This window comes from Agromyces sp. NPDC029043 (genome assembly GCF_055564615.1).
This window is the reverse complement of the sequence record NZ_JBVHVX010000001.1, coordinates 491,899-518,222: the sequence shown is the minus strand read 5'-3', so window position 1 is coordinate 518,222 and position 26,324 is coordinate 491,899. Positions and strand designations below refer to the sequence as shown.

At 71.6% G+C, this 26,324-nt stretch carries 28 protein-coding genes; 1 reads left to right on the top strand and 27 read right to left on the bottom strand.

Going from position 1 to position 26,324, the window contains the following annotated elements; all coding sequences use genetic code 11:
- Positions 1-105: 105 nt before the first annotated feature.
- From ACZ4TW_RS02455 to ACZ4TW_RS02390, 14 genes are all read right to left on the bottom strand, one after another.
- Positions 106-873, bottom strand: coding sequence for a hypothetical protein (locus tag ACZ4TW_RS02455; RefSeq protein ID WP_465539784.1), 768 nt, complete (start codon positions 871-873; stop codon positions 106-108).
- A gap of 1 nt (position 874) precedes the next feature.
- Positions 875-1,525: an RNA polymerase sigma factor gene (locus ACZ4TW_RS02450; RefSeq protein WP_465539782.1), complete on the bottom strand. Its 651-nt coding sequence runs from the start codon at positions 1,523-1,525 to the stop codon at positions 875-877.
- Positions 1,526-1,683: 158 nt separating this feature from the next.
- On the bottom strand, positions 1,684-2,067 hold the full coding sequence (locus ACZ4TW_RS02445; protein WP_465539780.1) for an SHOCT domain-containing protein: 384 nt from the start codon (positions 2,065-2,067) through the stop codon (positions 1,684-1,686).
- A gap of 102 nt (positions 2,068-2,169) precedes the next feature.
- Complete coding sequence (locus ACZ4TW_RS02440; protein WP_465539778.1) at positions 2,170-2,364, bottom strand: hypothetical protein; 195 nt, start codon at positions 2,362-2,364, stop codon at positions 2,170-2,172.
- A 76-nt stretch (positions 2,365-2,440) separates the two neighbouring features.
- Positions 2,441-4,222, bottom strand: coding sequence for a SulP family inorganic anion transporter (locus ACZ4TW_RS02435; protein WP_465539776.1), 1,782 nt, complete (start codon positions 4,220-4,222; stop codon positions 2,441-2,443).
- A 43-nt stretch (positions 4,223-4,265) separates the two neighbouring features.
- Positions 4,266-5,072: a phosphatase PAP2 family protein gene (locus ACZ4TW_RS02430; RefSeq protein WP_465539774.1), complete on the bottom strand. Its 807-nt coding sequence runs from the start codon at positions 5,070-5,072 to the stop codon at positions 4,266-4,268.
- A complete protein-coding gene (locus ACZ4TW_RS02425; protein WP_465539773.1) occupies positions 5,053-5,871 on the bottom strand; it encodes a phosphatase PAP2 family protein in 819 nt (272 codons plus the stop codon). The genes ACZ4TW_RS02430 and ACZ4TW_RS02425 overlap by 20 nt, the downstream gene beginning before the upstream one ends.
- A gap of 95 nt (positions 5,872-5,966) precedes the next feature.
- Positions 5,967-6,134: a methionine/alanine import family NSS transporter small subunit gene (locus tag ACZ4TW_RS02420; protein WP_465539772.1), complete on the bottom strand. Its 168-nt coding sequence runs from the start codon at positions 6,132-6,134 to the stop codon at positions 5,967-5,969.
- Positions 6,131-7,735: a sodium-dependent transporter gene (locus ACZ4TW_RS02415; RefSeq protein WP_465539771.1), complete on the bottom strand. Its 1,605-nt coding sequence runs from the start codon at positions 7,733-7,735 to the stop codon at positions 6,131-6,133. The genes ACZ4TW_RS02420 and ACZ4TW_RS02415 overlap by 4 nt, the downstream gene beginning before the upstream one ends.
- Before the next feature lie 108 nt (positions 7,736-7,843).
- Positions 7,844-9,328 (bottom strand): DUF2252 domain-containing protein, encoded by a 1,485-nt coding sequence (locus tag ACZ4TW_RS02410; RefSeq protein ID WP_465539769.1) that lies wholly within the window; start codon positions 9,326-9,328, stop codon positions 7,844-7,846.
- Positions 9,325-11,010 carry an MFS transporter gene (locus tag ACZ4TW_RS02405; RefSeq protein ID WP_465539767.1) on the bottom strand — a complete coding sequence of 562 codons (1,686 nt, stop codon included), beginning with the start codon at positions 11,008-11,010 and terminating at the stop codon, positions 9,325-9,327. Before ACZ4TW_RS02405 ends, ACZ4TW_RS02410 begins: the two co-directional genes overlap by 4 nt.
- On the bottom strand, positions 10,985-11,824 hold the full coding sequence (locus ACZ4TW_RS02400; protein ID WP_465539765.1) for a class II glutamine amidotransferase: 840 nt from the start codon (positions 11,822-11,824) through the stop codon (positions 10,985-10,987). Before ACZ4TW_RS02400 ends, ACZ4TW_RS02405 begins: the two co-directional genes overlap by 26 nt.
- A gap of 88 nt (positions 11,825-11,912) precedes the next feature.
- Positions 11,913-13,196, bottom strand: a complete 1,284-nt coding sequence (locus ACZ4TW_RS02395; RefSeq protein ID WP_465539763.1) for a serine hydrolase domain-containing protein — start codon at positions 13,194-13,196, stop codon at positions 11,913-11,915.
- A gap of 193 nt (positions 13,197-13,389) precedes the next feature.
- A complete protein-coding gene (locus tag ACZ4TW_RS02390) occupies positions 13,390-14,709 on the bottom strand; it encodes an ATP-dependent DNA helicase (protein ID WP_465539761.1) in 1,320 nt (439 codons plus the stop codon).
- Positions 14,710-14,884: 175 nt separating this feature from the next.
- Between ACZ4TW_RS02390 and ACZ4TW_RS02385 the strand changes: the two genes are divergently transcribed.
- Positions 14,885-15,934 carry a hypothetical protein gene (locus ACZ4TW_RS02385; RefSeq protein ID WP_465539760.1) on the top strand — a complete coding sequence of 350 codons (1,050 nt, stop codon included), beginning with the start codon at positions 14,885-14,887 and terminating at the stop codon, positions 15,932-15,934.
- Between the two features lie 14 nt (positions 15,935-15,948).
- On the opposite strand, the gene ACZ4TW_RS02380 is transcribed toward ACZ4TW_RS02385, so the two are convergent.
- The 13 genes from ACZ4TW_RS02380 to ACZ4TW_RS02320 form a co-directional block, all read right to left on the bottom strand.
- Complete coding sequence (locus ACZ4TW_RS02380) at positions 15,949-16,485, bottom strand: gluconokinase (protein ID WP_465539758.1); 537 nt, start codon at positions 16,483-16,485, stop codon at positions 15,949-15,951.
- Positions 16,482-18,395 (bottom strand): bifunctional copper resistance protein CopD/cytochrome c oxidase assembly protein, encoded by a 1,914-nt coding sequence (locus ACZ4TW_RS02375; RefSeq protein ID WP_465540257.1) that lies wholly within the window; start codon positions 18,393-18,395, stop codon positions 16,482-16,484. Before ACZ4TW_RS02375 ends, ACZ4TW_RS02380 begins: the two co-directional genes overlap by 4 nt.
- A gap of 221 nt (positions 18,396-18,616) precedes the next feature.
- Positions 18,617-18,904 (bottom strand): HU family DNA-binding protein, encoded by a 288-nt coding sequence (locus tag ACZ4TW_RS02370; protein WP_204391098.1) that lies wholly within the window; start codon positions 18,902-18,904, stop codon positions 18,617-18,619.
- 248 nt (positions 18,905-19,152) lie between these two features.
- Complete coding sequence (rpsN, locus tag ACZ4TW_RS02365) at positions 19,153-19,458, bottom strand: 30S ribosomal protein S14 (protein WP_465539756.1); 306 nt, start codon at positions 19,456-19,458, stop codon at positions 19,153-19,155.
- Positions 19,459-19,461: 3 nt separating this feature from the next.
- Positions 19,462-19,629 carry a 50S ribosomal protein L33 gene (gene rpmG / locus ACZ4TW_RS02360; RefSeq protein ID WP_021760158.1) on the bottom strand — a complete coding sequence of 56 codons (168 nt, stop codon included), beginning with the start codon at positions 19,627-19,629 and terminating at the stop codon, positions 19,462-19,464.
- Positions 19,629-19,865, bottom strand: a complete 237-nt coding sequence (gene rpmB, locus ACZ4TW_RS02355; RefSeq protein WP_465539754.1) for a 50S ribosomal protein L28 — start codon at positions 19,863-19,865, stop codon at positions 19,629-19,631. Before rpmB ends, rpmG begins: the two co-directional genes overlap by 1 nt.
- A gap of 202 nt (positions 19,866-20,067) precedes the next feature.
- Positions 20,068-20,706, bottom strand: coding sequence for a hypothetical protein (locus tag ACZ4TW_RS02350; RefSeq protein WP_465539751.1), 639 nt, complete (start codon positions 20,704-20,706; stop codon positions 20,068-20,070).
- A 4-nt stretch (positions 20,707-20,710) separates the two neighbouring features.
- Positions 20,711-22,096: a glutamate decarboxylase gene (locus ACZ4TW_RS02345; protein WP_465539749.1), complete on the bottom strand. Its 1,386-nt coding sequence runs from the start codon at positions 22,094-22,096 to the stop codon at positions 20,711-20,713.
- Between the two features lie 104 nt (positions 22,097-22,200).
- A complete protein-coding gene (locus ACZ4TW_RS02340) occupies positions 22,201-22,599 on the bottom strand; it encodes a Fur family transcriptional regulator (RefSeq protein ID WP_465539748.1) in 399 nt (132 codons plus the stop codon).
- On the bottom strand, positions 22,596-23,438 hold the full coding sequence (locus ACZ4TW_RS02335; protein WP_465539746.1) for a metal ABC transporter permease: 843 nt from the start codon (positions 23,436-23,438) through the stop codon (positions 22,596-22,598). Before ACZ4TW_RS02335 ends, ACZ4TW_RS02340 begins: the two co-directional genes overlap by 4 nt.
- Positions 23,438-24,382: a metal ABC transporter permease gene (locus ACZ4TW_RS02330; protein ID WP_465539744.1), complete on the bottom strand. Its 945-nt coding sequence runs from the start codon at positions 24,380-24,382 to the stop codon at positions 23,438-23,440. The genes ACZ4TW_RS02335 and ACZ4TW_RS02330 overlap by 1 nt, the downstream gene beginning before the upstream one ends.
- A 67-nt stretch (positions 24,383-24,449) precedes the next feature.
- Positions 24,450-25,217, bottom strand: coding sequence for a metal ABC transporter ATP-binding protein (locus tag ACZ4TW_RS02325; RefSeq protein WP_465539742.1), 768 nt, complete (start codon positions 25,215-25,217; stop codon positions 24,450-24,452).
- 4 nt (positions 25,218-25,221) lie between these two features.
- Positions 25,222-26,283, bottom strand: coding sequence for a metal ABC transporter substrate-binding protein (locus ACZ4TW_RS02320; protein WP_465539741.1), 1,062 nt, complete (start codon positions 26,281-26,283; stop codon positions 25,222-25,224).
- Positions 26,284-26,324: the final 41 nt, after the last annotated feature.

Below are 26,324 nucleotides of genomic sequence, written 5' to 3'. Positions count from 1 at the left end.
TGTCGTCATCGCTCCACCCCCGTGGGTCCGAGGCTACGCCACCCGGTCCCGCACACGAAAAGGGACCCCCGCCGTGTTCGACGAGGGCCCCGCGCGATCTCGGCGTCAGTCGCCGGCCGCGCCGTTCCCGGCCTTCTCGTCGGCGACCGAGCCGGCCTCGTCGGCGGCGTCGCCCGCACCCTCCGGAACACGGGAGCCGTCGCCCGCGCCCTCGGGAGCACCTGCACCGGCGCCCTCGCCGGTCCCGACACCTGCGCCCGCGTTCTCGCCGGCGATCTCGAGCCCGCCCTCGGCGTGCTCGTCGGCGTGCTCCTCGGCGACCTCGATGCCGTTCCCGGCGTGCTCCTCGGCCGTCTCGAGCCCGGTGCCGGCGTGCTGCTCGCCCCGGCCTGCCTCCTCCGCCCGCTCGGAACCGACCTCGGCGTGCTCGACGCCCGTCTCGCTCACGTGCTCAACGCCCGTCACCTGCTCGAAGACCGCCTGCGCGGGCGCGGGCAGTACGCCCGCCGCACCGGCCGCACCGGCTCCGGTCACGCCGGCCACCGCGGCCGCCGTCGCTCCGACGGCGATCTTCGCTGCGAGGCCCAGGCCTGCGAACCACTCGAGTGCCAATCTGCTTCTCCTTGCCGACGACGCCGTGAGGGCCGGCATCGCCATGTCGGGGTTCTCTCGGGGGAAGGCCCCGACGGTCGACACGCGGTCGAGATCGAGGCGGGATGCCACCGCGGCGCTCGGCCGCGGTGGCACCCCGAGTGAGGACGCCCGGAACTCGGCGACGGCCACGGCAAGGGGGGAGAGCTCGTCGCGGGCGTGGGGGGTACGCCCGCGGAGCACGGCCGCGGCCTCGTCGTCGGTGATCCGGTGATTCCTCATCTCACTCCCTGCCATCGCCCGCGCCCCCTCCAGGGGTACGGCCCGGAGACAATCTCCTCCGCAACGTCTCGAGCGCGCGGCGCTGCAAGGCCTTCACGGCCCCGGTGCGCTTGCCGAGCACGGCCGCGACCTGCTCGATCGTCAGGTCGCCGAGGATCCGCAGCACCATGACGTCGCGCTGGTCGGGCGAGAGCCCCTCGAGCAGCGCGCGCGTCGATTCATCCGCCAACCGCGAGAGCGCCTCGTGCTCGGCGCTGGGCGTCCGGCGCTCGTCGAGCTCCTGCTGCCACTCCTCGTGCTCGCCCCGCCGGGAGCGCCGGCGCAGCTCGTCGGTCAGCCGTCGGTACGCGATCGTGAACACGAACGCCCGGAACTCCGGCTCACCGCCGGAGAACGCCCCCAGGCGGTCGAACACGGCGAGGAACACCTCGCTCGTGAGGTCGTCGGGCTCGCGTGATCCGCGTGCGCGGAGGAACGCCGCGACCGCCGGCGCGTACTCGTTCCACAGGGCGGTCGAAGCCCAGCGCGCTCCGGCCTGGGCGGCCAGTAGCACGGTCTCGAACCCGTCGGCGCCGATCGCGCTCGGGCGGACGCGAGCCACGCGCTCCGCGGGGAGCGAGGCCCGCGCGAGTGCGCCCTCCGGCTCGGTCACCCGCCCGAGTGTAGGCCACCCGAACAGGGGATGGCAGTCCCGTCCACAGCGGCGGGGGGGGGGGGGAGCCCCGCGCCCCCCCCCCCCCCCCCCCCCCCCCCCCCCCCTGCGCCCACCCCCCCCCCCCCCCCCCCCCCCCCCCCCCCCCCCGCCCCCGGTCAGAACTTGGAGCCGAGCGCCTTCGCCTTGATCGCCTCGAACTCGCCGTCGGTGATCACGCCTTGGTCGCGCAGGGCCTGTGCCTTCGTGATCTCCTCCGCGGGGTTCGCGAACGAGATCTTCCGGTACTCCTCCTGGCTGTACTCCTGGTACTCGACCTGCTTGCGCGCCGACCGCTCGGCCATGCCCTTGCCACGCACGATCAGGTAGACCAGTCCGGTGATCCATGGCAGGAACAGCAGGAGGAGCAGCCACAGCGCCTTGAGCCATCCGTTCAGCTGATGGTCCCGGAAGATGTCGATGACGATGTAGACCAGCACGAGGATGTACGCCACGTAGGCGAACATCCAGAAGAAGAACCAGATCCAACCCCACAGGTCCACAGCCCGCCCCCTTTTCGACACCGTCCTCCGGCCTGGCCACACGCTACTCCCCCGCGGTCGCGGTCGACGGTCTTTGGTCCCGTACCGGCGCCAGGGGCGCGCCTATCCGAGCCGACTCAATCCGGCGAACAGCTCGTAGACCATGAAGCCCGGCCACACGAATCCCTGGAAGAACGCGCCCACGTACTCCCAGAAGCCCTCGGCCTGCCCCCAGAACCATACCCACGATCCGATGATGCCGAGGAAGTAGACGAACCCTCCGCCGGCCCAGCCCGCGCTCGAACCCCTGTCGCTCATGGCGCACCTCCTGGGCCGACGCTACGCGCGAGCGTGTCGCTCGCTGTGGGCCGAAGGGCCCGCACGACCGGCGCGGTCAGCGCGCCCGCTTCCCCCCGCTTCCACCGGGGCCGCCGTCGTCGCCCTCGCCCTCGCGCTCCCACTTCGTGCCCTCGAGGTCGCCGCGCAGCGTGCCCGTCACGTCGTCGACCGCGGCGCCGACGGTCGGCGCGAATCGGTCGGGCGTGAACCGGTCGGCCAGCCCGTAGTCGCGCAGCACGTCGATGACCGGGTCCTTCATCTCGGCGATCACGAGGCGGATGCCGCGCTTGGCCAGCCAGTCGTCGACGTCGACGAGCTCGTCGACGGCCGTCGTGTCGATGTCGGTGATCGGCTCGGCCGCGAGGATGACCGTGTGGATGCCCGGCCCGGCCGCCTCCACGCGCGACCGCACGAAGTCCTCGAAGATGCCCCCGTTCGCGAAGAACAGCGGCGCGTCGAAACGCAGGATCACGACCCCCGGGATGCGCTCGCCCTCGGGGTTCCGGGAGAGGTCGTGATAACCCCGCAGTCCCGTGACACGGCCGAGCTCGGCCCGGTACGGCTGCCACGCCTGGATCACGAATGCGAGCAGCGACAGGCCGATCGTGACCGTGATACCGCCCAGCACCCCGAAGGCGAAGACCCCGACGAACGCGGCCGCCGACAGCAGGGCGTCGACGCGATCCATCCGGACCAGCCGGATGAAGCCGCGCACATCGATGAGCCGCGACGCCGCCATGATGACGACCGCGGCGAGCGTCGCCGACGGGAGGAAATCGGTCAGCCAAGGAGTGAGCAGCATGAAGAGCATGATCAGGACCGCGCCGACCACGCCCGTCAGCTGCGACTTCGATCCGGCCTGCTCGGCGACCGGCGTGCGCGACGACGACGCCGAGATGGGGAAGCCGCCGAGCAGGCCGCCGGCGAGGTTCGCCGTGCCGATCGCCGCCATCTCGCGGCTGCCGCTGACGGTCTCGCCTCGGCGCGCCGCGAGCGTGCGGGACAGCACCGCGGAATCGGTGAACGCGACGAGCGCGATGCCGGCCGCCGGCAGCGCGAGTGCCGCGACATCCGACAGCTCGAGCCCGCCGAGCGCGGGCGCCGGCAGGCCTTGCGGCAGCGCGCCGACCACCGGCAGGGCGTCCGAGAGACCCAGCACCGCGGTGAGGACCATGGCCGCGACGACCGCGACCAGCACGCCAGGCACGCGCGACTTCACGACGGTGAGCACGATGATGACCGCGAGCGAGCCGAGCCCGAACGCCAGCGCGACCGGCTGCACCTCGCCGGCCGCGATGCCCTCCCAGATCGCAGCGACCTCGGTGAACGGCGTGTCGGCGTCGGTCGAGAAGCCGAGCAGGGTCGGCACCTGCGAGATGATCACGATCAGTGCGACCGCGTTGAGGTAGCCGATGCGGATCGGCTTGGACAGCAGGTCGGTGACGAAGCCCAGGCGGAGGATGCCGCCGAGCAGGAGGATCGCGCCGACCATGATGGCGAGCAGGCCGGCGAGCGCGACCGCCCGCTCGTCGTCGCCCATCGCCAGCGGCAGGATCGCGGCGGCGATGATCGGAGCGAGCGCCGAGTCGGGCCCCAGCACCAGGATGCGGCTCGGCCCGACGAGCGCGTACACGATGAGCGGCACGATGGTGGCGTAGAGGCCCGTCTCGGGCGGCAGCCCCGCGACCTGCGCGTAGCCCATCCCGGCCGGGATGAGGAGCGCGGTGACCACGAGGCCGGCGCGCAGGTCGGACACGAGCCACTCGCGGCGGTAGTGCAGCGCGGTGTCGACGCCCGGCAGCAGCCGCCGCATCCGCCCGCCCGTCGTCGCGCTCATCTCGGCCCCCAGGGCTCCATCATGGCGGATGGCGGCGACGACGTCAGGAGGCGGGAGACGGACCGCCGGCGCCGGCGCTCGCCGCGGCGTCGGCACGCCGCCAGATCGGCGGGTGCCGCAGCCGGTTCTCGCGATAGAGCCGGTACGCGAACGGCGCCCACACGATCAGTGCCACGCCGGCGCCGATCAGCATGCCGGCGACCGTGTCGGACACCCAGTGCGCGCCGAGGTACATGCGGCTCAGCATCATGAGCACCGTGTACGCGGCGCCCGCGACCCACACCCAGGTGCGCATGAAGATCAGGCCCAGGGCGGTCGCGATGACGGCCGCGTTGGAGCTGTGGCCCGAGGGGAACGAGCCGAAGTCGGGATGGACCAGGATGTCCTCGGGTCGCACCCGCCCCACCAGCACCTTGACGACCTGCGTGACCGCGCCGCTCGCGACGACGGCCACGACGAAGAACGTCGCTCCCCACGGACGGCGCCAGAGCAGCAGCGCGACCACGACCACCGCCGGCACGACCACGCCGGAGACGGCGCCGCTGCCGATCCAGTCGAGCGCGAGCGCCGGCGCGGTGAGCCATGGGACCCTGCCGGCGACGAGGGCCGACATGATCGCCGACTCGAACCCGAACGACTCGCGGGCCCGGTCGATCACGATCACGATGCCGACCGCTGCCACAGCGATGATCGCGAAGACCCCCGCCGCGATCCAGGGGCGCCGGCTGATGCGGACGGGCGCCGGCGCATGGTGCGCGTGCGGTTCGGCGGGCGAGCCCTGGTCGGCGGCCTTCGCCTCGTCTCCGGATGCCGCCGGCACCCCGCTCACCTCATCTGCGTCGTCGCTCATCGCGCCCCCATGCCTCCGCCCGGCGGTCGGACTCCTCGACCTGGTCGGCCGAGCCGACGCGCACCGTCCGCCACGTGTCGACGATGATGACGAGTCCGAGTACCGAGAGCGAGAGGAAGATCGAGCCGACCGCGTCGGTCGCCCAGTGGTAGCCGAGGTAGATCCGGCACGCGGCCGTGAGCAGCACGATGAACGCCGCGGCGGCGAAGGCGAGGGTCGTGATGACCGGGCGGCGATGGCGCGAGAAGACGAGGTACGTGCCGATGAAGAGGAAGTCGGCGACGCCCATGACATGGCCCGACGGGAAGGAGGACGTCGGGTCGTAGCCGATCATCATCTCGTCGGCCGGCGGACGATCCCGGGCGATGATGGGCGCGAGCAGCTGCACGATGATGACGCCGAGGATCATCCCCCCGGCGAGCAGGATCGGCCGCCACGCGTGCTTGGCGAGGAGGCCCCAGGCCACGGTCGTCACGAGGATGATGATGGGCATCGCGATCGGGCCGAACACGATCGCGAGCACGATCATCATCGTCGTCAGCCAGCCGTCGCGCCCCGACTCGAGCCACGCCTCCACGGGCGCATCGATGTACGACAGGTCGTCGGACTCGGTGATCGAGTCGAGCACGATGAAGAACCCGACGAGGCCGAGCACGATGAGCGCCGCGCCCGTGAGGTAGAGGTTGCGCTTGGCGGCGGCCGAGAGGTAGCGCTCCTCGACCATGAACCGCTCGTGGAATCGGCGCAGCCGACCGGGTTTCTCGTCGGCCTCAGTGCCGGCATCGGTGGAGTCGGTCACCGCTGCTCCTCCTCGTCGATCGCCCCGCCGTGTGCGGGATCCCCACAGTATGGCGCGAGGACGACCCGCTCGTCGCCCGGTTGACGGCGCCCCGCTCAGGTGTCGCGCTCGACCGGCGCGACGTCCTCGCGGTGGTCGTCCTCGCCGCCGGGCGGGAACTCATGGCGGTCGGGCTTCCGACTGAGATACAGGACGCTCACGAGGAATCCGCCCCAGACGAGCGCGATCGCGAGGACCAGGAAGAAGATCGCGGTGCCGGTCATGGACGGCCTCCCTCCCTGGTGGTGGACGCATCACGGCGTGCCGCACCCTCGGGCAGCGGAGGCCACGGCCGGAAGGCGTCGGGCCGTTGCCGCCACGGCACCACCGTGAGCACGACGGCGCCGACGATGATGGCGAGCACCGCGCCCCATCCGACCGCGAGCAGGTACCAGTCGGGATACCCGGCGTAGCCCTCGACGATGAGCGTGATGATGCGGGAGACGAGCATGTAGCCGAGCACGACCGGGGCGAGCACACCGGCGAGGATCGTCCACACGCCGCCGACGCGGAAGGTCGACACCGAGTTGAGGTGGAACCGCAGCTCGGGCCCGCGCCGCAGCACCCAGAAGACGAAGATGCTCGTGATCACCGCCGACGCGACGATGCCGATGTTGTTGGCCCAGTTGTCGACGGTGTCGAGCGCGAGCAGGCCGGTCGTGGTCGAGAACAGCAGCACCGAGAGGACCATCGACACGAGTCCCACCCGCACCGCCGCCTGCCGCGGCGACAGCCCGAACTTCTCCTGGAAGCCGGCCGACACCACCTGGAGGACCGACAGCAGCGACGTGAACCCGGCCATCGTCAGCGAGCCGAAGAACAGGATGCCGAAGATCGGCCCGCCGGGCATCTGCGAGACGATGGCGGGGAAGGTGATGAAGGACAGCCCGACGCCGGTGAGGCCCTCGAGCTCCGCGACATCCACCCCCTGCTGGAAGGCGAAGAAGCCGAGCGTCGCGAACACGCCGATGCCGGCGAGGATCTCGAACGACGAGTTCGCGAACGCGACCACGAGGCCCGGCGTGGTCAGGTTGGCGCGCCGCTTGCGGTATGAGGCGTAGGTGATCATGATGCCGAACGCGATCGACAGGGAGAAGAAGATCTGGCTGTACGCGGCGATCCACACGTTCGGGTCGGCGAGCGCCGCGAAGTCGGGCGTGAACAGCGCGTTGAGCCCCTCGGCCGCGCCGTCGAGGAACAGGGCCCGCACGACGAGCGCCGCGAACGCGACGACGAGCAGCGGCAGGAAGATCACGTTGACCCGCTGCACGCCCCGGGCGACCCCGGCGGCGAGGACCGCGATCGTCACCCCCCAGATCAGCACGAGCGGAATGAGCACGCCGGGCACGAACGTCAGCGAGAAGCCCGGGTCGCTCGCCTGCAGGTAGTCCCCGACGAGGAATCCGGCCGTGTCGTCGCCCCAGCGGAGGTCGAACGAGAACACGAAGTAGCTCGCGGCCCACGCGATCACGACCGTGTAGTACAGCGCGATGACGAAGCAGATGGCGACCTGGAACCATCCGAGGCCCTCGAGCCACCGCTTGCCCGCGCCGCCGAGCCGGCGGAACGCGGTGGGGGCAGCGCCGCGGAACCGGTGCCCGATCGCGTAGTCGAGGAACAGGATCGGGATGCCCGCCGTGATGAGCGCGACGAGGTACGGGATCAGGAAGGCGCCGCCGCCGTTCTCGTACGCGACCCCCGGGAACCGCCAGATGTTGCCGAGGCCGACCGCCGAGCCGATCGCGGCCAGGATGAACCCGACCTGTCCGGTCCACTGCTCGCGCGGCTGCGCCGCCGTCGTTCCACCGTCTGTCGCCGCTGACATCGAGCCTCCTCGGTCGCCGTCGCCTGCCAGCACCGTATCAACGGTGGGGCCGACCCCGCAGCATCCGTCGACGTCCGCGCGCGCGACGCATCCGCTCGGGTCGTCGGGTCAGTAGCGCTCGGCGACCGTGAGGCGACCGGATGCCGCGGCCTCGGCGAACGCGGCGTAGTCGCGCTCGTTCTGGTCGGCGTAGTCGACGGCGAACCGCGCGATCGCCTCGTCGAACCGATCGGAGGAGCCGAGGTACGACGCGATCGCGACCCGGTCGCCCGCGCGCGCGTGCGCACGGGCCAGCGTCTGACCGCAGGCCCGGGCGTAGAGCTCCGCGCCCCGCGGGAGGATGATCTCGATGTCGGCCGAGCCCTTCCAGTCGTTGAGCTGCCGCAGGTAGAAGTCGCGCTCGACGCCGTCGGGGGCGAGCACCCGCTGCCAGCCGAGGAAGAGGTCGCTCGCGGCCTGCATGAGCCGCTGCCCGCGCACGACCCGCTCGCCGTGGTGGTCGTACCGGCTGGCCGGCAGGAACCGCTCGAGCACCGACGCCTCCGCCTGCTTCGCCTGCAGGATCAGCGGGTCGGCGTCATCCCGGCCGCGCAGCAGCACGATCCAGGCGCGCGTGCCGACGCTGCCGACCCCAACCACCTTCCGCGCCATGTGCACGTACGAGAACTCCTCGATCGGATGGCGCTCGAGGGGCAGCGTCGACCGGTACTCCACGAGCATGCGCTCCATCCAGCGCTCGATGTCGCCGCGCGTGCCCTCGCCGACCCCGAGGTCTTCCACGGGCATGATGAGCGGCGGGTCGGCGGCGATGCGGAGCTCGCCGTCGACCACCTGGACCAGCTTCGTGAACGCACGGACACTGGTGCGGGTGCGGGCCTTCGCGAGCGTGGCCTCGGTGCGCTTGACCTGCTTGGCGTCGACGCGGTTGGCCGCCGCCTCCTCGCGGATCCACTGCTCCACCCGCTCGGCGTCGAGCCGGTCGTACCACGCCTCGAGCACGCCGGCCCGGGCGGCCCGGCGCATCTGCTCCCGGTACCCGGCGACCGCGGCCAGGACGGCCCTCGTCCGCTCCCGCGCCGAGAACCCGCGATGCCGCCCGGCGATCTCGACGCTCGCGGCGAGGCGCTTGACGTCCCACTCCCACGGGCCCGGCAGCGTCTCGTCGAAGTCGTTGATGTCGAAGATGAGCGCGCGCTCGGGCGTCGCGAAGACGCCGAAGTTCGAGAGGTGCGCGTCGCCGCAGATCTGGGTCGTGATCCCCGAGACCGGGGTGCCGGCGAGATCGGAGGCCATGATGAGGGCGGCGCCGCGGTAGAAGTTGAACGGCGACACGAGCATTCGGGCATACCGGATCGGCACGAGCTCGGGCACCCGCGTCACGGCCTGCTGCTCCAGCAGCGAGACCGGATCGGGCCGGTCGGACGGAGCCGTCCAGCCGGCGTGCGACGAGCGCGGCACGCGGCGCCGGGCTGCGCGTCCGGCCTCGGCCCGCGCGGCGAAGTCGCTCCGGGGTGGGGCGGCGACCGCGGCGGCGGCGTCGTCCACCGGTCCCGGTGCGGTGTCGGTCGCGGGGTCGGGTGCGGTGTCGGTCACGGGGTGCCTCCTTCGGGTCGGGTCGCGCGCTCCGGGCGACGGCGCGCGGGTGCGTCATCCGGGATGCCGCGCGAGAACAGCAGCGCCCCGAGCGCGATCGCGATGAGTCCGACGAACGCGATCCGCAGCGACTCGATCTGCGCCTCGCTGTACGCGTCGGCCAGGGTCTCCGCGTCCTCGGCGGACAACCCGGCCTCCTCGCCGATCTCATCGACGCTCGACGCGGGCACGAGGTCGACGCCGCCCTCGGTCGCCTCCGCGACGGACTGCTTGACGTCGTCTGGCAGCTCGCTCTCGGCGACGGTGCCGGCGAACGACGTGGCCAGCGCGCCGATCAGCACCGAGCCGATGAGCGCGGTCCCGAGCGACGATCCGAGGTTCTGGAACACGCCCTGCATGCCGCCGACCGCGCTCGACTTCTCGGGACCCACGCTCGACATGTTGACGTTGCCGAGCTGCGAGGCGAGCAGGCCGAGTGCGGCGCCCGCCGTGAACATGCCGATGCCGAACGCGGGGATGCGCAGCTCCACGTCGACCGACGCGAGCAGCACCACCGCGGACAGCGCGAGGACCACCTGCCCGACGCGGACGATGCGCCGCGGCGACCAGAGATTGGAGAGCCTGGTCCCCGCGAACGAGAACAGGATGAGCGAGATCGACAGCGGGAAGATGCGCAGGCCCGTCTCGAGCGCGTCCATTCCGAGCGTCATCTGCAGGTACACGGGGATCATGAAGAACAGCCCCGCGGTCACGGCGTACTGCGCGCCGAGTGCGCCGAGTCCGCTGCGAAGCCGTTCGATGCGGAAGAGCGTGACGTCGAGGAACGGCGAGCGGCCCGTGTCGATGAGCCGCTGCTGGCGGCGGAAGAACCACGCGATCAGCGCGCACCCGGCGAGGATCAGCCAGGTCGTCAGCGACACCCCGAGCGGGGCGATCGTCACGCCGCCGATCTCGGGCGACTGCAACGGCTGGATCCAGCCCCACACCTTGCTCTGCAGCATGCCGTACACGATCGCGACGAGGCCGGCCGAGGAGAGCAGCACGCTCGGCAGGTCGATGGGCGTGCGACGGGGCGGCTGGCGGTCCGCGATCCGGCGGGCGAAGAGCACGACCCCGGCCATCACCACGACCTCGCCGATGAACACGTAGCGCCACGAGAAGTAGGTGGTCACGAATCCGCCGATGAGCGGACCGGCCGCGACCGCGGCGCCCGACGCCGCCCCGATCATCGCGAATGCGGTCACGCGCTGCCGACCGTCGTAGTTGTCGGCGATGAGGGCGGCGATCGCCGGGATCACGAGCACGGCGCCCATGCCCTCGACCACGGACCATCCGGCGAAGAGGACGTAGATGTTCGGGCTCAGCGCCGTCGTGAGGGAGCCCACCGCGTACACGATCGAGCCGATGACGAACGCCCGCAGCCGGCCCCACACGTCGCCGAGCTTCGCCCCCACGAGCATGAGCGCGGCCATCGTGAGCGTGTAGAAGGTGATCGCGGCCTGCATCGCCGCGACCGTGGTGTCGAGGTCCTCGACGACCGTCGAGATCGACACGTTCATGACCGAGCTGTCGAGGACCATCACGAACTGCGCGGCCGAGAGCGCGGCGACGACCGACCACGAGGCGTGCGCCTCGCCCGAAGGCGCGGCGACGGTCTCAGGCTGCGGATCGGAAGGGCTCATGGTGGTATCCCTCTCGGTCGAGGATCGCGATCGTGGCCTCCGGCACCTCGACGAAGATGCCGGGGAGGTCGTTGAGCGGCTCGGACACCACGACGTGCGCGTGCTCGCCGAACCGGCTGAGCCGCTCGGCGTCGGGATACATCTCGCGGATGGTGGGAATGTCCACCGAATGGAAGAGCGTGCGCGAACGGCCCTGCGACGAGTAGCGCAGCGCCCAGATCGTCGCGCCGTCCGCGACGGCGATCGTGCCCTGCATCGGGAAGAGGATGCCGTGCTCCCGGCCGACCCGCTCGACGTGGTCGACCGTCGCCGTCAACGCCTTCACGGGGTCGTCCACGAGCCCGAAGGTGATCGCGAGGTGGAAGAGCACCTCGGAGTCGGTCGTGCCCTTGACGTGCGGGTACAGCGAGGGATCGATCGCGAACGTGAGGTCGCGCTTGACCTTCGCGAACTCGCCGAGGAAGCCGTTGTGCATGAACAGCCAGTTCTCCCAGCGGAACGGATGGCAGTTCGACTGCTGGATCGGCGGCCCGCCCGCCGCACGCACGTGGCTGAAGAACAGCGGGCTCACGATCGACCTCGACAGCTCCCGCACGTTCTCGTCGTGCCACGCCGGCTCGATGCTGTGGAAGACCGCCGGGATGCTCCCGGACACCGCCCCTTGGGGATACCAGCCGATCCCGAACCCGTCGCCGTTGACGGTCTCGGCGCCGAGGGGCGAGTCGAGCGACTGCGCCACGAGCGAGTGTTTCGGGTCGAGGATCACCGCCGACGCCTGCAGCGGTTCACCCGAGTACGCCAGCCAGCGGCACATATGCGCTTCTCCCTCCGCCGTGGCGTGCACCTCGGCGTCCCAGCGCCAAGTCTGGCGGCCACGGCCGTTGGGCCGTGGGTCCAAAGTCTCACTCGGCGGGCGGAGCGGGAAGCGGACAGGTCGCCGCCTCCGTCATGCGCTGCGTCGCCTGCTCGAGCGACCAGGGCAGCTCGACGAGCGGCTGCTCGCTCCCGTCGGCGGCGTCGGCCTTCGACGCGATCGAGGCGAGCGCGAACGCCGCCTCGCGCACGAGCGCCTCGCCGCCGGTCGAGTTGTTCAGCGCGAGCACGACCGTCAGGCCCGACTCGGCGTCGGTGAAGGCGGCGGTCAGCGCGCCGGTGGACTCACCCGCCACCCCGCGCATCGGGCCGTACTGCTGTCCGCCGATGCCCTGCCCCTGCCAGAGCGGAGTCGATCCGCCGAAGGGCTCGACCGTCCACACGCGCCGGGCGGTCTCCTCCTCGAACAGCGCGCCGCTCGCGAACGCCTGGCTGAACTCGCGGGCATCCTCGAGCGTCGAGCGGGCGCCGCCCGCCGCTCCCCCGATCGAACTCGATCGCTCGGACACGTCGATCAGCGCCGCGCAGTCGGCCGTGCCGTCGGGAAGGATCCCCGCCGAGAATCCGCCGAGCGCGCCGGTGAAGTCGGTGTCGGTCGGAGCGGGCAGCGCCGTGGCATCCATCTCGAGCGGGTCGAAGACGTACTGTTCGGCGAGTTCGCTCCAGCTCCGCCCCGTGTGCTGCTCGAGCGCGGTCGCGAGGAGCAGCATGCCGGTGCGCGATTCGCTCCAGACGCTGCCGGGCTCGCCGATCCTGGCGAGCGCCATCCCGCTCGAGATCAGCTCGCCGCTCGGCCAGACCCGCGCGGGGTTGCTGACGAAGTGGCGGCGCAGCGACGGGTAGTAGTCGGCGAGGCCGGACTCGTTGCGGCAGAGCTGCTCGACGGTGATGGAGCCGATGCCGGGCAGGCCGCGGATCATCGACGCGACCTCGTCGTCGAGCTCGATCGCTCCGGCGTCGACGAGGCGCAGCATCGTCGCGCACGTGATCTCGCCCGTCGCCTCGGTGAGCTGGAACCGCGTCTCGGCGGTGACCGGCGCGGAGCCCTCGGCGAATCCCACGGCTCCCGTGCCGACCGTCCAGCTGCCGGCCCAGGGCGCCCACACGCCGGCGACCGCGCCGCTCGAGCCGCTCAGGCGCACGGCCTCGGCGAGCGCGGCGTCGAGCTGTTCGACGACCTCGGGCGCGAACTGCGCATCGACCTGCTGGTAGTCGGCGGACGGCTGCCCGGGAGGCATGCAGGAGGAGAGGCCGACGATCGCCGACACGGCCACGACGGTCGCGGCGATCCTCCGCCGAACGCGTGTCACCACTGCAGCCACCGTGCCCCCCGACGTGTGTCCGATGCGATTGTAACCCGCAGCGTCGGCCCTGACGTGTCGGCAGGGTATCCCCTCGGCGGATCGCCGCGCGAGTCCCCGTCTGCGTGTCCCCCGATCGGCACCGGCCGGGCCGTGGGCCGATCATCGGTGCCGGGCCGGACCCGGCGATGACGCCGCTCCGCCGCTACTCGACCACTGCGGCCTCGGCCGGCCCGATCTGGCGCATCGCACCCGACATGAACCGCTCGACGTCGCGATCGACGATGATGTCGCGCGGCACGAGCGGCCGTGCGAGGTAGAGCCCGTGGAGGCTCGTCAGCCGGGACAGCGCGACGTACGTCTGCCCTGGGCTGAACACGCGCGAGCCGAGGTCGACGATCGCGGTCTCGTAGCTCGCGCCCTGCGACTTGTGGATCGTGACGGCCCAGGCGAGGCGCAGCGGAAACTGCGTGAACTCGGCGACGATCTCGCGCTCGAGCTTCTTCTGCACCGGGTCCCACGAGTACCGGTACTTCTCCCAGGTGACGGGCTCGACCTCGTGCTCCTCGCCCTCGACCTCGACGCGCACCGCGCCCTCGAGCGACGTGACGGTCCCGATCGTGCCGTTGACCCACCGCGGGGCCTCGCCCCAGCCGCCGGTGTCGTTGCGCAGGAACATGACCTGCGCGCCGACCTTGAGCTCGAGCTTCTCGTCGGCCGGGTAGCCTCGCCCGCCGAACTCGCCGTTGACCTCGGCCTCGTTGGCGATGGAGTGCCCCGGCAGGCGGTGCAGCGCCGTGCGGTTGATGCGATTCACGGTCTCGTTCGTGGTGGCGAGCGTGATCGCGCCCTGCTCGGGCAGCGGTCGCCGCGCGCCCGTGTCGTTCAGCACGCCCGCGATCTCGGCCGTCACCATGCCGTGCCGCACCGCGTTGAGCATGTGCTTGAACGCGTCGTCGTGTTGCCGGTGGATCTCGCCGAGCTCGTAGATGCGCAGGTCGGCCTCGTTCCAGACGTTCGCGTCGAAGAACCACATCGAGCGGTACGTGTCGGCGAAGTACCGCCGCTCGTCGCCCGACCCGGGCACCGGCGCGAGCTGGTACGGGTCGCCGAACAGCACGACCTGCACGCCCCCGAACGGATCGTGCGGGCGCTGCCTCGCCTGTCGCAGCGAGCGGTCCATCGCATCCATGAGGTCGGCGTTGACCATCGACACCTCGTCGACGACGAGCGTGTCCATGGCGTTGAGGAGCTTGCGGACCGCGTCGTTCTGGTCGATCTCGTGGTCGGCCACGACGCCGATGGGGAGCCGGAACAGGGAATGGATCGTCTGGCCGCCGACGTTGAGCGCGGCCACGCCCGTCGGCGCGCAGATGACGATCTGCTTGCCCGTGTACCAGTTGAGGTGGTTCAGCAGGGTGGACTTGCCGGTGCCGGCGCGACCCGTGACGAAGACGTGCTCGCGCGTGTGCTCGATCGCATGGAACACCGCCTGCTGCTCGGCGGTCAGCGTCACGTGCTGCACGGGTCGCGCCTTCGGTTCGGGGTCGGTGCCCGGTCGGGCGGGTCGGATGCCGCGTTCGGCGTCTTCACTGTAGACCGGCCGGCTGGACGGCAGGGGGCTGCCGCGGCATCCGTGGACCCACGGGTTTCGCTGTGGACGACCGGGAGCAGACAGGGCCCGTGTCTAGACTTGCCGGGTGGGGAGATCGGGCCGACGCGATGGCCGCCTGTCGCCGGCCGCGATCGCGGGGTGGACGGGCCTCGCGATCATGCTCGGCGGCGCGTTCCTCGCCGCGCTCGGCGGCCTCAACCAGACGATCTACGGCGCCTCCTCGTTCGTCGAGCGGTACCTGGGGGCCATCGCGAACGACGACATCGTCAGCGCGGCCGCCACTCCGGGGGTCCGGCTCGACGAGGGCGCGATCGCCGCGAGGGGCCTGCCCGCCGACGTGTCCACGGCGATGCTGCGCTCCGGGGTGGTGGAATCGGGTCCCGAAGACGTGCGGATCGTCTCCGACGTCGCGCACGACGATGGCTCGCACACCGTGACCGCGAGCTACCGGCTCGAGTCGGCGATCATCGAGACCGCGTTCGACGTGCGGCCGATCGAGCCCCTCTACGGCGTGCTCCACCGGTGGGAGTTCGCGACCAGCCCGCTCGCGGTCATCGAGGTGACGGCCGCGCACAATCCGCTCTTCACGGTCGGCTCGCTCACGCTCGACACGCGCGCGACCAAGACTCCGGAGGAGCTCGCCGCGTTCACGCACCAGGCCTCCTATCTCGCCATCGCGCCCGCCGTGTACGAGTTCGGCTACGACTCGACGCTGCTCGAGGCGGTGCCGACCGAGGTGGTGGTCGAGCCCGGCGCGACCGTGGCCGTCACCGTCGACGCGCTGCCGACGGCCGCGTTCGTGGATCGCGTGCAGGCGAAGGTCGACGAGTACCTCCAGGAACAGTGCGCCGGCCAGGCGGTGCTGCAGCCCGCGGGCTGCCCGTTCGGCGTGGTCATCGACGACCGCGTGGTCGGCGAGCCGACATGGACCATCGTCGCCCCGCCCGAGGTCACGCTCGTGCCGGGCGAGACGACGTTCGAGATGCCGGCGACGCCCGGCGTGGCCCGCATCACGGTCGACGTGCAGTCGCTCTTCGACGGCGAGCTCTCCACGCTCGAGCAGGATGAGGCGTTCACGCTCGCACTCGACGCCACCGTACGGCCCGACGGCTCGATCGCCATCCAGCTCCGCTGAACCGAGCTCGATCCCTAGCCTTCGAGACGCTCGATCCCCGCGACCGCGGCCTCGACGATCCGTTCGATCGGCACGTCCACCGCGCACACCACCGCGCGCTCATCGGCGGCGGGCGGCTCGTACAGCGCGAGCTGCGACGCGAGCAGCGTCGCCGGCATGAAGTGCCCGGCGCGGGCTCCCATGCGCTCGGCGAGCAGCCCCGGGTCGGCGTCGAGCGCGACGAACACCACGTCGGGCGCGGCCGCGCGCAACCGGTCGCGGTACGCGCGCCGCAATGCCGAGCACGCGACCACGACGCCCGGGCCGGTCGCCTCGGCGAGCGTGGCGCCGACGAGGTCGAGCCACGGCATGCGGTCGGCGTCGACGAGCGGCGTGCCCGCCCGCATCTTCGCGATGTTCGCCGGCGGGTGCAGGTCGTCGGCGTCGACGAACGGCGCGCCGAGCCGGCGCGCGAGCGCCGCGCCCACGGTGCTCTTGCCGGCGCCCGAGACGCCCATCACCACGATCCGGCGGATGCCGTCGTCGCGGCGCGCCATCGGCTCGCCGCTCACTGCACGCCGTCGCGTTGCGCGAGCGCGGCGAGGCGCGCGTTGTACTCCTCGAGCTCGGCCTCACCGGTGCGGTCGGCGTGCCGGTCGCGGCGCCGGCTCTCCTTGGCGTCGGTGCGCGCCCACTGGATCGCCACGGTGATCGCGAGCGCGACGGTCGGGATCTCGCCGATCGACCAGGCGATGCCGCCGCCGAACTGCTGGTCGGCGAGCGCATCGGTGCCCCAGCCCATCGCGCCGTACCAGTCCGCGAGCAGCAGGCCCGTTCCCATCATGATCGCGAGGCCGAAGAACGCGTGGAACGCCATCGTGCCGAGCAGCAGGACGAGCCGGAACGGGTACGGCAACCGGTACGGCACCGGGTCGATGCCGATCAGCGACTGCACGAACAGGTAGCCCGTGATGAGGAAGTGCACGACCATCCACTCGTGCCCGATGTGGTCCTCCATGGTCCACCGGAACAGCGGCGAGTAGTAGAACACCCACAGCGATCCCGCGAACAGGACCGCCGCCACGATCGGGTTCGCGATGATGCCGGCGAAGCGCGAGTGCACCGCGAGCAGGATCCATTCGCGGCCGCCGCGGCTGCCGTCCTTGCGGGGGCGGATGGCGCGTGCCGCGAGCGTCACGGGCGCGCCCGGCACGAGCAGGACCGGCACGCCCATCGTGAGGACCATGTGCGCGAGCATGTGCGCCGAGAACAGGTACTCCTCGTACACGTTCACGCCGCCGCTCGTCACCCACGCGAGGAGCAGGAGGCCCGCGACCCACAGGACGGTGCGGTACACGGGCCAGTGGTCGCCGCGGCGACGCAGCCGCATTACGCCGGCGACGTAGAAGAAGATGCCGAACCCGCAGAGCAGCAGCCACAGCAGGTCGGGGCTCCACTCGGTGAGGTAGCGCCACGCGTCGGGCCAGGGCGGCAACGGCTCGCCCGTGAGGATCTCGGCGGGCGTGCGAGCGAGCTGGCCCGCCGCCTCCTCGGAGACGGGGGTGGCGGTGCGCGCGAGCGCCGCGGCGACCCCCGACGCGAGGCCCATGAACGCGAGCTCCACCACGACGAGCAGCCAGAACGTGCGGGTCGTCGACGCGCCGGCGCGCGTCATCCGCCCGATCATGACCCGGCGCTGCGCCGCTCCGAACAGGCCGAGCGCCACGAGGGCCGCGACCTTCACCACCACGAGGAGGCCGTACCCGGTGGTCAGCTGGGCCCAGGTGCCGATGCGGAGCGCCGCGCCGGCGTAGCCCGAGATCGCGACCACGATGAAGCAGATCAACGCGACCGTCGAGTAGCGCGCGAGCACGACCGCGAGGCGATCGCCGTCGAGGCTCGGCTTCAACAGCACGAGGGTGAGGAGGCCGCCGAGCCACGCGGCGACGAACGCGAGGTGCAGCCCGAGCGCGACGATCGCCTCGTTGTGGCCCGCCGTGCCCGCGGCGTGGCCCTGCTGCGCCATGGGCACGAGGGCGACCACGGCGAGCGCCGTCACGAACACGAGCGCGGTGTGGTTGCGGACCGCGAAGCAGAGGACGGTGACCGCCGCCGCCACGAGGGTCGTCGTCAGCCAGGCCCGGCCGAGCTCGATCGACGTCGCGAACTGGCCGAGCTGCTGGCCGAACCGGTCGCTGAGATCGAACGGCACGCCCGTGACGAGCGTGAACGTGAGCACGCCGGTCGCGGCGCTCGCGACGGTGAGCACGGCGGCCGACGCCGCGGCCACGTCGAGCGCGAGGCCGAACTCGCGCCGCTTGGGGCTCAACGCCCAGACGGCGAGCACGAGCGCGCCGATCATGCCGGCCGCGCCGAGGTTCACGAACAGCTTGGCGACAGGGACGCCCCAGCGCGCGACCGGCCCCGGGTCCTGGATCGGGTACGGCGCCGCTCCCCCGCCGTACGCCAGCGCCGCGACCATCGCACCGAGTGCGACGGCGACGAGCGCGGCAGGGCCGAGGACGCGGACGGAACGGGGCACCGGACAAGCCTAGGCGAGCCGGCTGGGAGCGGCCCGCCCGGGCCCTGCTCGCTTCGCCCCGCGCCATCCGCCCCTTGCGGAGACGACACGCCGAAGGGGCGCACCGGATGACCGGGCGCCCCTTCGGGAGTCTCGGGATGCGTCGTGCGACGCGCCGCGAGTTACTTCGCGGCGGCCTTGAGCTTGGAGCCCGCGGTAACCTTGACCGAGTTGCCGGCGGCGATCTGGATGGTTTCGCCGGTCTGCGGGTTGCGGCCCGTGCGGGCGGCGCGGTGGGTGCGCTCGACGGCGAGCCAGCCCGGGATGGAGACCTTGGTGCCCGATCCGACCGAGTCGGCCAGCGTGTCGAAGAACCCGTTCAGCACGGAGTCGACGGTGCTCTGGCTCTGGTTCGTCGCCGCAGCGATCTTGGCAACGAGCTCGGACTTGTTGAGCGACTTGTCAGCCATGGAATGTCCTCCTCGGACCTTCGCTGTGTCTACAGCTGTCGTGTGGATACGCGGAGTCGACCTCGCGATCGCCCCCGTGGCCGTTCAGGCCGCCTCGAATGTAGCAGAGTCCCGCGGAAACACGCGGATTTCCGGGTCTTCTGGGCAGGTTCGTCCGGGGGTTGACGGATGGCGCGACAGCGCCCTCGACGACGAGAGGGGCGCCCCGGATGATCCGGGACGCCCCTCTCGGAAGCGGATGCCGCTGCTTACCAGCTCGACTTGGTGATGCCGGGCAGCTCGCCGCGGTGCGCCATGTCACGGAAGCGGACGCGCGAGACGCCGAACTTGGTGAGCACGCCGCGGGGGCGGCCGTCGATGGCGTCGCGCGAGCGCACGCGCACCGGCGAGGCGTTGCGGGGCAGCTTCTGCAGGCCGACGCGGGCGGCCTCGCGGCTCTCGTCGGTGCCGTTCGGGTCGACCAGGGCCTTCTTCAGCTCGGCGCGCTTGGCCGCGTAGCGGTCGACGACCACCTTGCGCTGCTCGTTGCGCGCGATCTTGCTCTTCTTCGCCATGTCTTAGCGCTCCTCTCGGAAGTCGACGTGCTTGCGCACCACGGGGTCGTACTTCTTGAGCACGAGACGGTCGGGGTTGTTGCGACGGTTCTTGCGGGTCACGTAGGTGTACCCGGTGCCGGCCGTCGAACGGAGCTTGATGATCGGACGGATGTCCTGCTGCTTCGCCATTAGAGCTTCACCCCACGAGCCTGGATGTCCTTGACGACGGCCTCGATGCCACGGGCGTCGATCACCTTGATGCCCTTGGCGGACACGTTCAGGGTGACGTTACGACGCAGCGACGGCACGTAGTAGGTCTTCTTCTGCACGTTCGGGTCGAAGCGGCGCTTCGTCCGGCGGTGCGAGTGCGAGATGTTGTGTCCGAAGCCGGGAGTGGCTCCGGTCACCTGGCACACTGCTGCCATTGGTCTTCCTCCAATACCGAGGGGCCGGACGGCCCCTCCCAAGGTCACTTGTCTGCAGACGAGCCCCTCCGCTCGCGCGGTAGATACAGGGGGATTCATCCACGGTCTGGACGGTGGAAGCGCCCAGCCAAACGTCGAGTCTAGCAGAGGGCCGGATCAGGCCCGAATCCGATGTCGCGGCATCCGACCCGTGGTCGTGGGCTCAGCCCGCCGGGATCGTGCGACGCGAGAGCAGCGCCGCGACGAAGAAGCACACCGCGCCGAGCACCGTGCCCGCGTTGGCGAGGACCTCGTTGAGCAGGTCGCCGCTGTCGGGGATCACGTACGCGCCGACCGCCGAGGCTCCGAACGCCACCGATCCGGCCAGGTTCAGCCAGGTGCCGTGCCAGGTGCGTGCGTCCCTGTCCCAGAGGCGACCTCGGTCCTTCGTGGCGACCACCGCGAGCGTCGACGACACCAGGAAGGCGATCGAACCCCAGGCGTCGGGCCGCCATCCGATGCCGACGGCGTCGGGCCGGGCGATGGCGGCGAGCAGCGCGGCCGCGGTCGAGATGTTGAACAGGAGCGTGCCGGCGAACTGCACGGCGGCCGCCCACCAGTCCGCGCGGTCGGCGGAGTTCATCCTGGCGTGCGGCAGGATGCGGCCGCTCAGGCCGAGTTGGATGAACGCGGCGAGCGTGAAGAAGATCGAGCCGACGAAGAACGTGAGGTTCGCGCCGACCACGCCGAGCCAGTCGGCGTACCACGGCAGCGCCCCCGCGAAGAAGCACGCCGAGCCCACCGCGAAGCCCCAGGCCTCGCGGCGCAGCCGGCGGATCGCGGCCCGGCCCGGTGCGGTCATCGACTCAGTGGTGGAATGCCGCGCGCGGCCCCATGTCTGGCATGGGGGAGGCGAGCTTCTCGAGGTACTCGGTGGACTCGCGGATGTCGTCGAGCAGTTCGTCGGCGAGATCCATCGTGAGGCCGTTGCGCACGACGATGCGCTGCACCGTGACGTCGGCGAGGTCGTCCGGCATGGGGTACGCCGGGACGAGCCAGCCCTTCATCCGCAGCCGGTCCTGAAGGTCGTACAGGCTCCACTTCCGGCGATCGGCATCGCGCAGCCGCCAGGCGAACACCGGGATGTCGCTCCCGTCGTTCCACATCTCGAACGGCCCGAGGTCGCCGATGCCGGCGGAGAGGTACTTCGCGACATCCTGCGACGCCTGCTGCACCGCCTGGTAGCCGTCGCGCCCGAGCCGCAGGAACATGAAGTACTGCAGGAGCACCTGGGCACCGGGACGTGAGAAGTTCAGCGCGAGCGTCGGCATGGAACCGCCGAGGTAGCTCACCTCGAAGATGAGCTCCTCGGGAAGGACGTCGCGGTCACGCCACACCACCCACCCGATCCCGGGATACACGAGCCCGTACTTGTGGCCCGAGGTGCTGATCGAGTGCACCCTCGCGATGCGGAAGTCCCAGGGCAGGTCGGGCTGGAGGAACGGCGCGACCATCCCCCCGGATGCGCCGTCGACGTGGATCGGCACGTCGATCCCCTTGCGCTCCTGGATGTCGTCGAGCGCGGCGGCGATCTGCGCGATCGGCTCGTAGGTGCCGGTGTAGGTGACCCCCATGATCCCGACGACGCCGATGGTGTGCGCATCGACGTAGCGATCGAGGTCGTGCCCATCGAGCGTCGGATGCTCCTCGGTGATCGGCACGTACCGCGGCTCGACCTCGAAGTAGTTGCAGAACTTCTCCCAGCAGACCTGCACCGCGCTCGACATCACGATGTTGGGCCGCTCCGTCGACTTCCCGGCCGCACGCCTGGCCTGCTGCCAGCGTCGCTTGAGTGCGAGCCCGCCGAGCATGCACCCCTCGCTCGAGCCGATGGCGGAGGTACCGATGGCCCGGCTCGGATCGGGTGCGTTCCACAGGTGGGCGAGCATGCGCCAGCAGTGCTCCTCGATCGCGGCCGTGCGCGGGTACTCGTCCTTGTCGACCATGTTCTTGTCGAACGAGTCGACGTAGAGCCGGCGTGCCTCGTCGTCCATCCAGGTGCCGACGAACGTCGCGAGGTTCAGTCGCGCGTTCCCGTCGAGCATCGTCTCGTCGTGGATGATCTGGTACACCGTCGACGGCAGCGACTCGCCCCCTGGGAACTGATCGCGCGACTCCACCGTCGCCTCGCCCGGCCTCAGGAACCTCGGCGTGAGCTCGTCCCCCCGGTACCTGCGTCCCTGCTCCACCATGACCGTCCCCTCCCCCGTCGACGAACCCGCCCACAGTAGACGCGCCGCAGAGCGGCCGTTGGGACTTTCGGTCCGGCAGGCGGATGCCGCGGTCCGGCCGGCGCTCAGGCGTCGGCGTCGAGCGTTCGGGAACACTCGGCGCAGAGCCCGAACACGTCGACGACGTGCGCGGCCCTGGTGAAGCCGTGCTCACCCGCCACGCGGCGCGCCCAGGCCTCGACCTCGTCGGCCGCGATCTCGACCGTCAGGCCGCAGTTGCGGCAGATGAGGTGGTGGTGGTGCCCGGTGCTGCACGCGCGGTACAGCGACTCGCCCTCGGGCGACTGCAGCGAGTCGGCCTCGCCGCTGGACGCGAGGTCGCCGAGTGCGCGGTAGACCGTCGCGAGTCCGATCGGCGACCCGCTCGCGTGGAGTGCCGAGTGCAGTGCCTGCGCGCTGATGAACCCCTCGGTGCCGTCGAGCGCCTCGCGCACCGCTTCGCGCTGCCAGGTGTTGCGTTTCATGCGATCCGTGCGTCCTCCGCGGTCTCCACCGGGATGGGAGCCCGCCTCGAGGGTAGTCGCCGCAGCTGGGAGCCGCCGAGGGCGAGCAGGAAGAAGGCGGTGGCGGCGAGCGCGATCGAGGGGCCCGCCGCGACGGCAGCGTAGCGCGAGACGAGCACTCCGAGCACCCCCGACGCCGCGCCGATCACCGGGGCCACCACCAGTACGCCGCGGAACGTGGGCACCACGAGCCGGGCCGCCGCGGCCGGCGCCGCAAGCAGGGCGATGGCGAGGATCGCTCCGACCGCCGGCAGCGAACTGACGACCGACGCCGCGATGAGCGCGAGCACGAGCAGCTCGATCGGCCACTCCCTGAATCCGGCGGCCCGGAACCCGGCACGGTCGAACGTCGAGAAGACGATGCGCGTGCCGAATGCGGCGACGAGGGCGACGGATGCCACGAGCACCGCCGTCGCGAGCAGGATGTCGCCGTCGGTCACCGTGAGGATCGAGCCCACCAGGAACGACTCGGGCTGGACGGGAAGCCCGGGCACCACGGCCTGCAGCAGCGCGCCCGCCGCGAACCCGCCCGTGAGGACGATGCCCGCCGCGACCTGGGCGCCCTGGCGGCGCGCGCGCGCGATCGCCGACATCACCGCGACGATGGCCACCGCTGCGACGGCGGCGCCGAGCGGCACGCTGATCCCGAGCGCCGCCGCGGCGACCGCGCCGGGGTACGTCGCGTGCGTGAGCGCCTGCGCGAAGAACGTGCGGCGGCGCAGCACGACGAGGGCGCCGACGAATCCCGCGCCGGCTCCGATGACGATCGCGGCCAGCAGCGCCCGCTCGAAGTAGCCCATCAGCGCTCCCCCGCCGCCGCCTCGATGACCGCGTCGAGTCGCGCCCCGCGCGGTGCACCGGCACCGGAGCCCGCCCGTCGCCGGCCGTCGGCCCGCGCCATCTTGTCGCGCACGAGCCGGATCGCGAGCAGCACCCCGTAGACCAGCACGAACGCCGCGACGACCGTGCTGCCGGCCGGGAGGTCGATGCCCGCGCCGACCGACACGGCGAACCCGAGCGACAGGCCGACCCAGGCGCTCACCGCGCCGACCGCCGCCGCGGCGGGGAACAGCCACCAGAGCCGATCGGTGAGGAGCCGGGCCGACGCGCCGGGCACGATCAGCAGCGCCAGCACGAGCAGCGTGCCGACGGTGCTCGCGCCGGCGACGACGACGAGGGCCACGGCGCAGTTCAGCACGAGGTCGAGCACGAGCGGGCTGTCGCCCGCGGCCCGGCCCGCCTGCGCGTCGAACGCACGGAGCACCTGCTGCTTGAGCGTGATGCCGACCGCGAGCGCCGCGGCGAGCGAGACGATCACGAGCGGCAGCACATCCTGCGGGGCGATCGTGAGCACCCGCCCGAAGAGCAGCGCCTCCAGTTCGCCGGCGTAGTCGTCGCTGCGCGACACCACGATCACGCCGACGCTGAACGCGCCCGTGAGCACCACGGCGACCGCGGCATCGGAGGTGACCCCGGCACGGACGAACAGCGTCAGGACGACCGCGCCCGCGAGCGCGGCGATCGCGGCGCCGGGCACGAGTCCCGAGGTTCCGCCCACGGCCAGCCCGATCGCGAGCCCCGGGAAGACCGCGTGCGTGAGGCCGTCGCTGATGAACTCGAGCCCGCGGAGGTTCACGAGCACCCCGACGAGCCCGGCGACGACGGCGAGCACCAGCAGCACCACGAGCGCGCGGCCCATGAACGGCAGCGCGTAGGCGCCGAAGAGGGCGTCCCACGCGGTCATCGGGCGCCGCTCCCCCGCGTCGGCGGTGACGACGGACGGCCCGGCGCCGCGTATTCCCGTAGCGGCATCAGTGGCCCTCGTGGCCGGGCACGACGAGCGTGTGCTCGTCGAGCTCGACCTCGACGCCCTCGAAGCACTCCTGCACGTTCGCGAGCGTGAGCACGTCGTCGATCGCGCCACAGCTCAGCTGCGACCCGTTGACGAGCAGTGCCGCATCGCACACCTCGCGCGCGAGCTCGAGGTCGTGCGTCGACACGATCACGGCGACGCCGCGCTCCTTGAGCGCCCGGAGGGTGCCGATGAGCGCGTCGCGATTCGGCTGGTCGAGCCCGTTGAAGGGCTCGTCGAGCAGGAGCAGTCGAGGCTCCGCTGCGAGCGCCCGGGCGAGGAAGCCGCGCTGGCGCTGGCCGCCGGAGAGCTCCCCGAACCGGCGGTTCGCGAGGTCGGCGAGGCCGACGGTCTGCAGGGCGTCGCGCACGACCTGCCGGTCGTGGCGTCCCGGCCAGCGGAACAGGCCCAGCCGCCGGTACCGGCCCTGCGTCACGACCTGGGCGAGACTGATCGGGAAGTCGGGATCGAGCTCGACCGACTGGGGCAGGAACCCGATCATGCCGTTCGAGGCATCCGAACGCCCGTCGATCCGCATCTCACCCGCCGTCAGCGGGACGAGGCCCAGGATGCCGCGAAGCAGCGTCGACTTCCCGGCACCGTTCGGACCGATCACCGCCAGCGCCTGGCCCGCGACCACGTCGACCGACACGCCGGTCACGCCGCTGCCGCCGGGGTGCCGGAACGCGGCATCGCGGAGGCGCAGGACGGGAGCGACGTCGGTCATGGCGTCATCCTCGCAGGGCCTCGGGCAGCGTGGAAGGCTCGACGCCCCACGACTGGAGGATCAGGCTCGCGTTGTGCACCTGGCTGCCGACGTACGTCTCGCCCTCGGTGCCCGGCCGGCCGAGCGAGTCACCGTACAGCGCGTCGTCGCCCGAGTACACGGCGACGCCCGCCTCGCTCGCGATCGTCTCCGCCGCCTTCGGCGAGATCGACGCCTCGGAGAACACGGCGCCCACGCCGGTCGCGCGGATCCGCTCGACGAGCGCGTCGATCTCGGCCGCGCTCGGCTCGGCGTTGTCGTCGAAGCTCGGGATGACGCTGCCGACGAAGGTCACGTCGTAGGCGTCGAGGAAGTAGGTGAACGCGTCGTGGTTCGTCACGAGCAGCCGCTCGTCGACCGGCACCTGGGCGACGTTCTCCTCGATCCAGGCGTCGAGGGCGTCGAGCTGTGCGGTGTACTCGGCTTCGCTCGCCCGGATCGCGTCGCCGTCGATGCCGTCGACGTCGGCGAGGCCGTCGGCGATGTTCGCGACCATCCGCTCGGCGAGCTCGGGGTCGGTCCAGATGTGCGGGTTGCCCTCGTCGTGGGCGTGCTCGTCCTCCTCGTGACCGTGCTCGGCCTCGTCGGCCTCGTCGGCGTGGTCGTCGCCCTCGGCGTGGTCGTCGTGGTCGTCGTGGTCGTCCTCGGTGGATGCGAGCTCGATGCCGGTGGCGGCGTCGATGAGCACGCCGTCGAACCCGGACGCCGCGACCGCATCGTCGAGCCAGCTCTCGAGGCCGCCGCCGTTGACGACCAGCGCGTCGGCCGAGCCGAGTGCCATGAGCTGCGCCGCCGAGGGGTCGAACGAGTGCGCGCTCTGGCCGGGCTCGAGCAGCCCCGTGACGTCGGCCTGCTCCCCCGCGAGCTGCCGGGCGAAGTCGGCGACCTGCGTCGTCGTGGCGACGATCTGCGGCTCGGCGTCACCGGCGGCCGATCCGTCGCTCGCGCATCCGGTCAGCGCGAGAGCGGATGCCGCCGCGAGGGCGGGCACGAGCAGGCGGGCGCGGCGGGATGAGGCATCGGGCATGACGCAACCGTATCGCTTATTGATAATGGTTGTCAAAATCA

Coding starts and splice junctions, on each gene's coding strand:
- ACZ4TW_RS02455 (WP_465539784.1), bottom strand. CDS start 873: ATGAGGAATCACCGGATCACCGACGACGAGGCCGCGGCCGTGCTCCGC.
- rpmG (WP_021760158.1), bottom strand. CDS start 19,629: ATGGCGAAGCAGCAGGACATCCGTCCGATCATCAAGCTCCGTTCGACG.
- ACZ4TW_RS02415 (WP_465539771.1), bottom strand. CDS start 7,735: ATGTCAGCGGCGACAGACGGTGGAACGACGGCGGCGCAGCCGCGCGAG.
- ACZ4TW_RS02340 (WP_465539748.1), bottom strand. CDS start 22,599: ATGAAACGCAACACCTGGCAGCGCGAAGCGGTGCGCGAGGCGCTCGAC.
- ACZ4TW_RS02405 (WP_465539767.1), bottom strand. CDS start 11,010: ATGAGCCCTTCCGATCCGCAGCCTGAGACCGTCGCCGCGCCTTCGGGC.
- ACZ4TW_RS02345 (WP_465539749.1), bottom strand. CDS start 22,096: ATGGTGGAGCAGGGACGCAGGTACCGGGGGGACGAGCTCACGCCGAGG.
- ACZ4TW_RS02440 (WP_465539778.1), bottom strand. CDS start 2,364: ATGAGCGACAGGGGTTCGAGCGCGGGCTGGGCCGGCGGAGGGTTCGTC.
- ACZ4TW_RS02420 (WP_465539772.1), bottom strand. CDS start 6,134: ATGACCGGCACCGCGATCTTCTTCCTGGTCCTCGCGATCGCGCTCGTC.
- ACZ4TW_RS02325 (WP_465539742.1), bottom strand. CDS start 25,217: ATGACCGACGTCGCTCCCGTCCTGCGCCTCCGCGATGCCGCGTTCCGG.
- ACZ4TW_RS02375 (WP_465540257.1), bottom strand. CDS start 18,395: ATGGTCGCGGCGCTGGCGTACGGCGGGGGAGCGGCGCCGTACCCGATC.
- rpsN (WP_465539756.1), bottom strand. CDS start 19,458: ATGGCGAAGAAGAGCAAGATCGCGCGCAACGAGCAGCGCAAGGTGGTC.
- ACZ4TW_RS02330 (WP_465539744.1), bottom strand. CDS start 24,382: ATGACCGCGTGGGACGCCCTCTTCGGCGCCTACGCGCTGCCGTTCATG.
- ACZ4TW_RS02430 (WP_465539774.1), bottom strand. CDS start 5,072: ATGAGCGACGACGCAGATGAGGTGAGCGGGGTGCCGGCGGCATCCGGA.
- rpmB (WP_465539754.1), bottom strand. CDS start 19,865: ATGGCAGCAGTGTGCCAGGTGACCGGAGCCACTCCCGGCTTCGGACAC.
- ACZ4TW_RS02435 (WP_465539776.1), bottom strand. CDS start 4,222: ATGAGCGCGACGACGGGCGGGCGGATGCGGCGGCTGCTGCCGGGCGTC.
- ACZ4TW_RS02335 (WP_465539746.1), bottom strand. CDS start 23,438: ATGGGCTACTTCGAGCGGGCGCTGCTGGCCGCGATCGTCATCGGAGCC.
- ACZ4TW_RS02320 (WP_465539741.1), bottom strand. CDS start 26,283: ATGCCCGATGCCTCATCCCGCCGCGCCCGCCTGCTCGTGCCCGCCCTC.
- ACZ4TW_RS02400 (WP_465539765.1), bottom strand. CDS start 11,824: ATGTGCCGCTGGCTGGCGTACTCGGGTGAACCGCTGCAGGCGTCGGCG.
- ACZ4TW_RS02350 (WP_465539751.1), bottom strand. CDS start 20,706: ATGACCGCACCGGGCCGGGCCGCGATCCGCCGGCTGCGCCGCGAGGCC.
- ACZ4TW_RS02370 (WP_204391098.1), bottom strand. CDS start 18,904: ATGGCTGACAAGTCGCTCAACAAGTCCGAGCTCGTTGCCAAGATCGCT.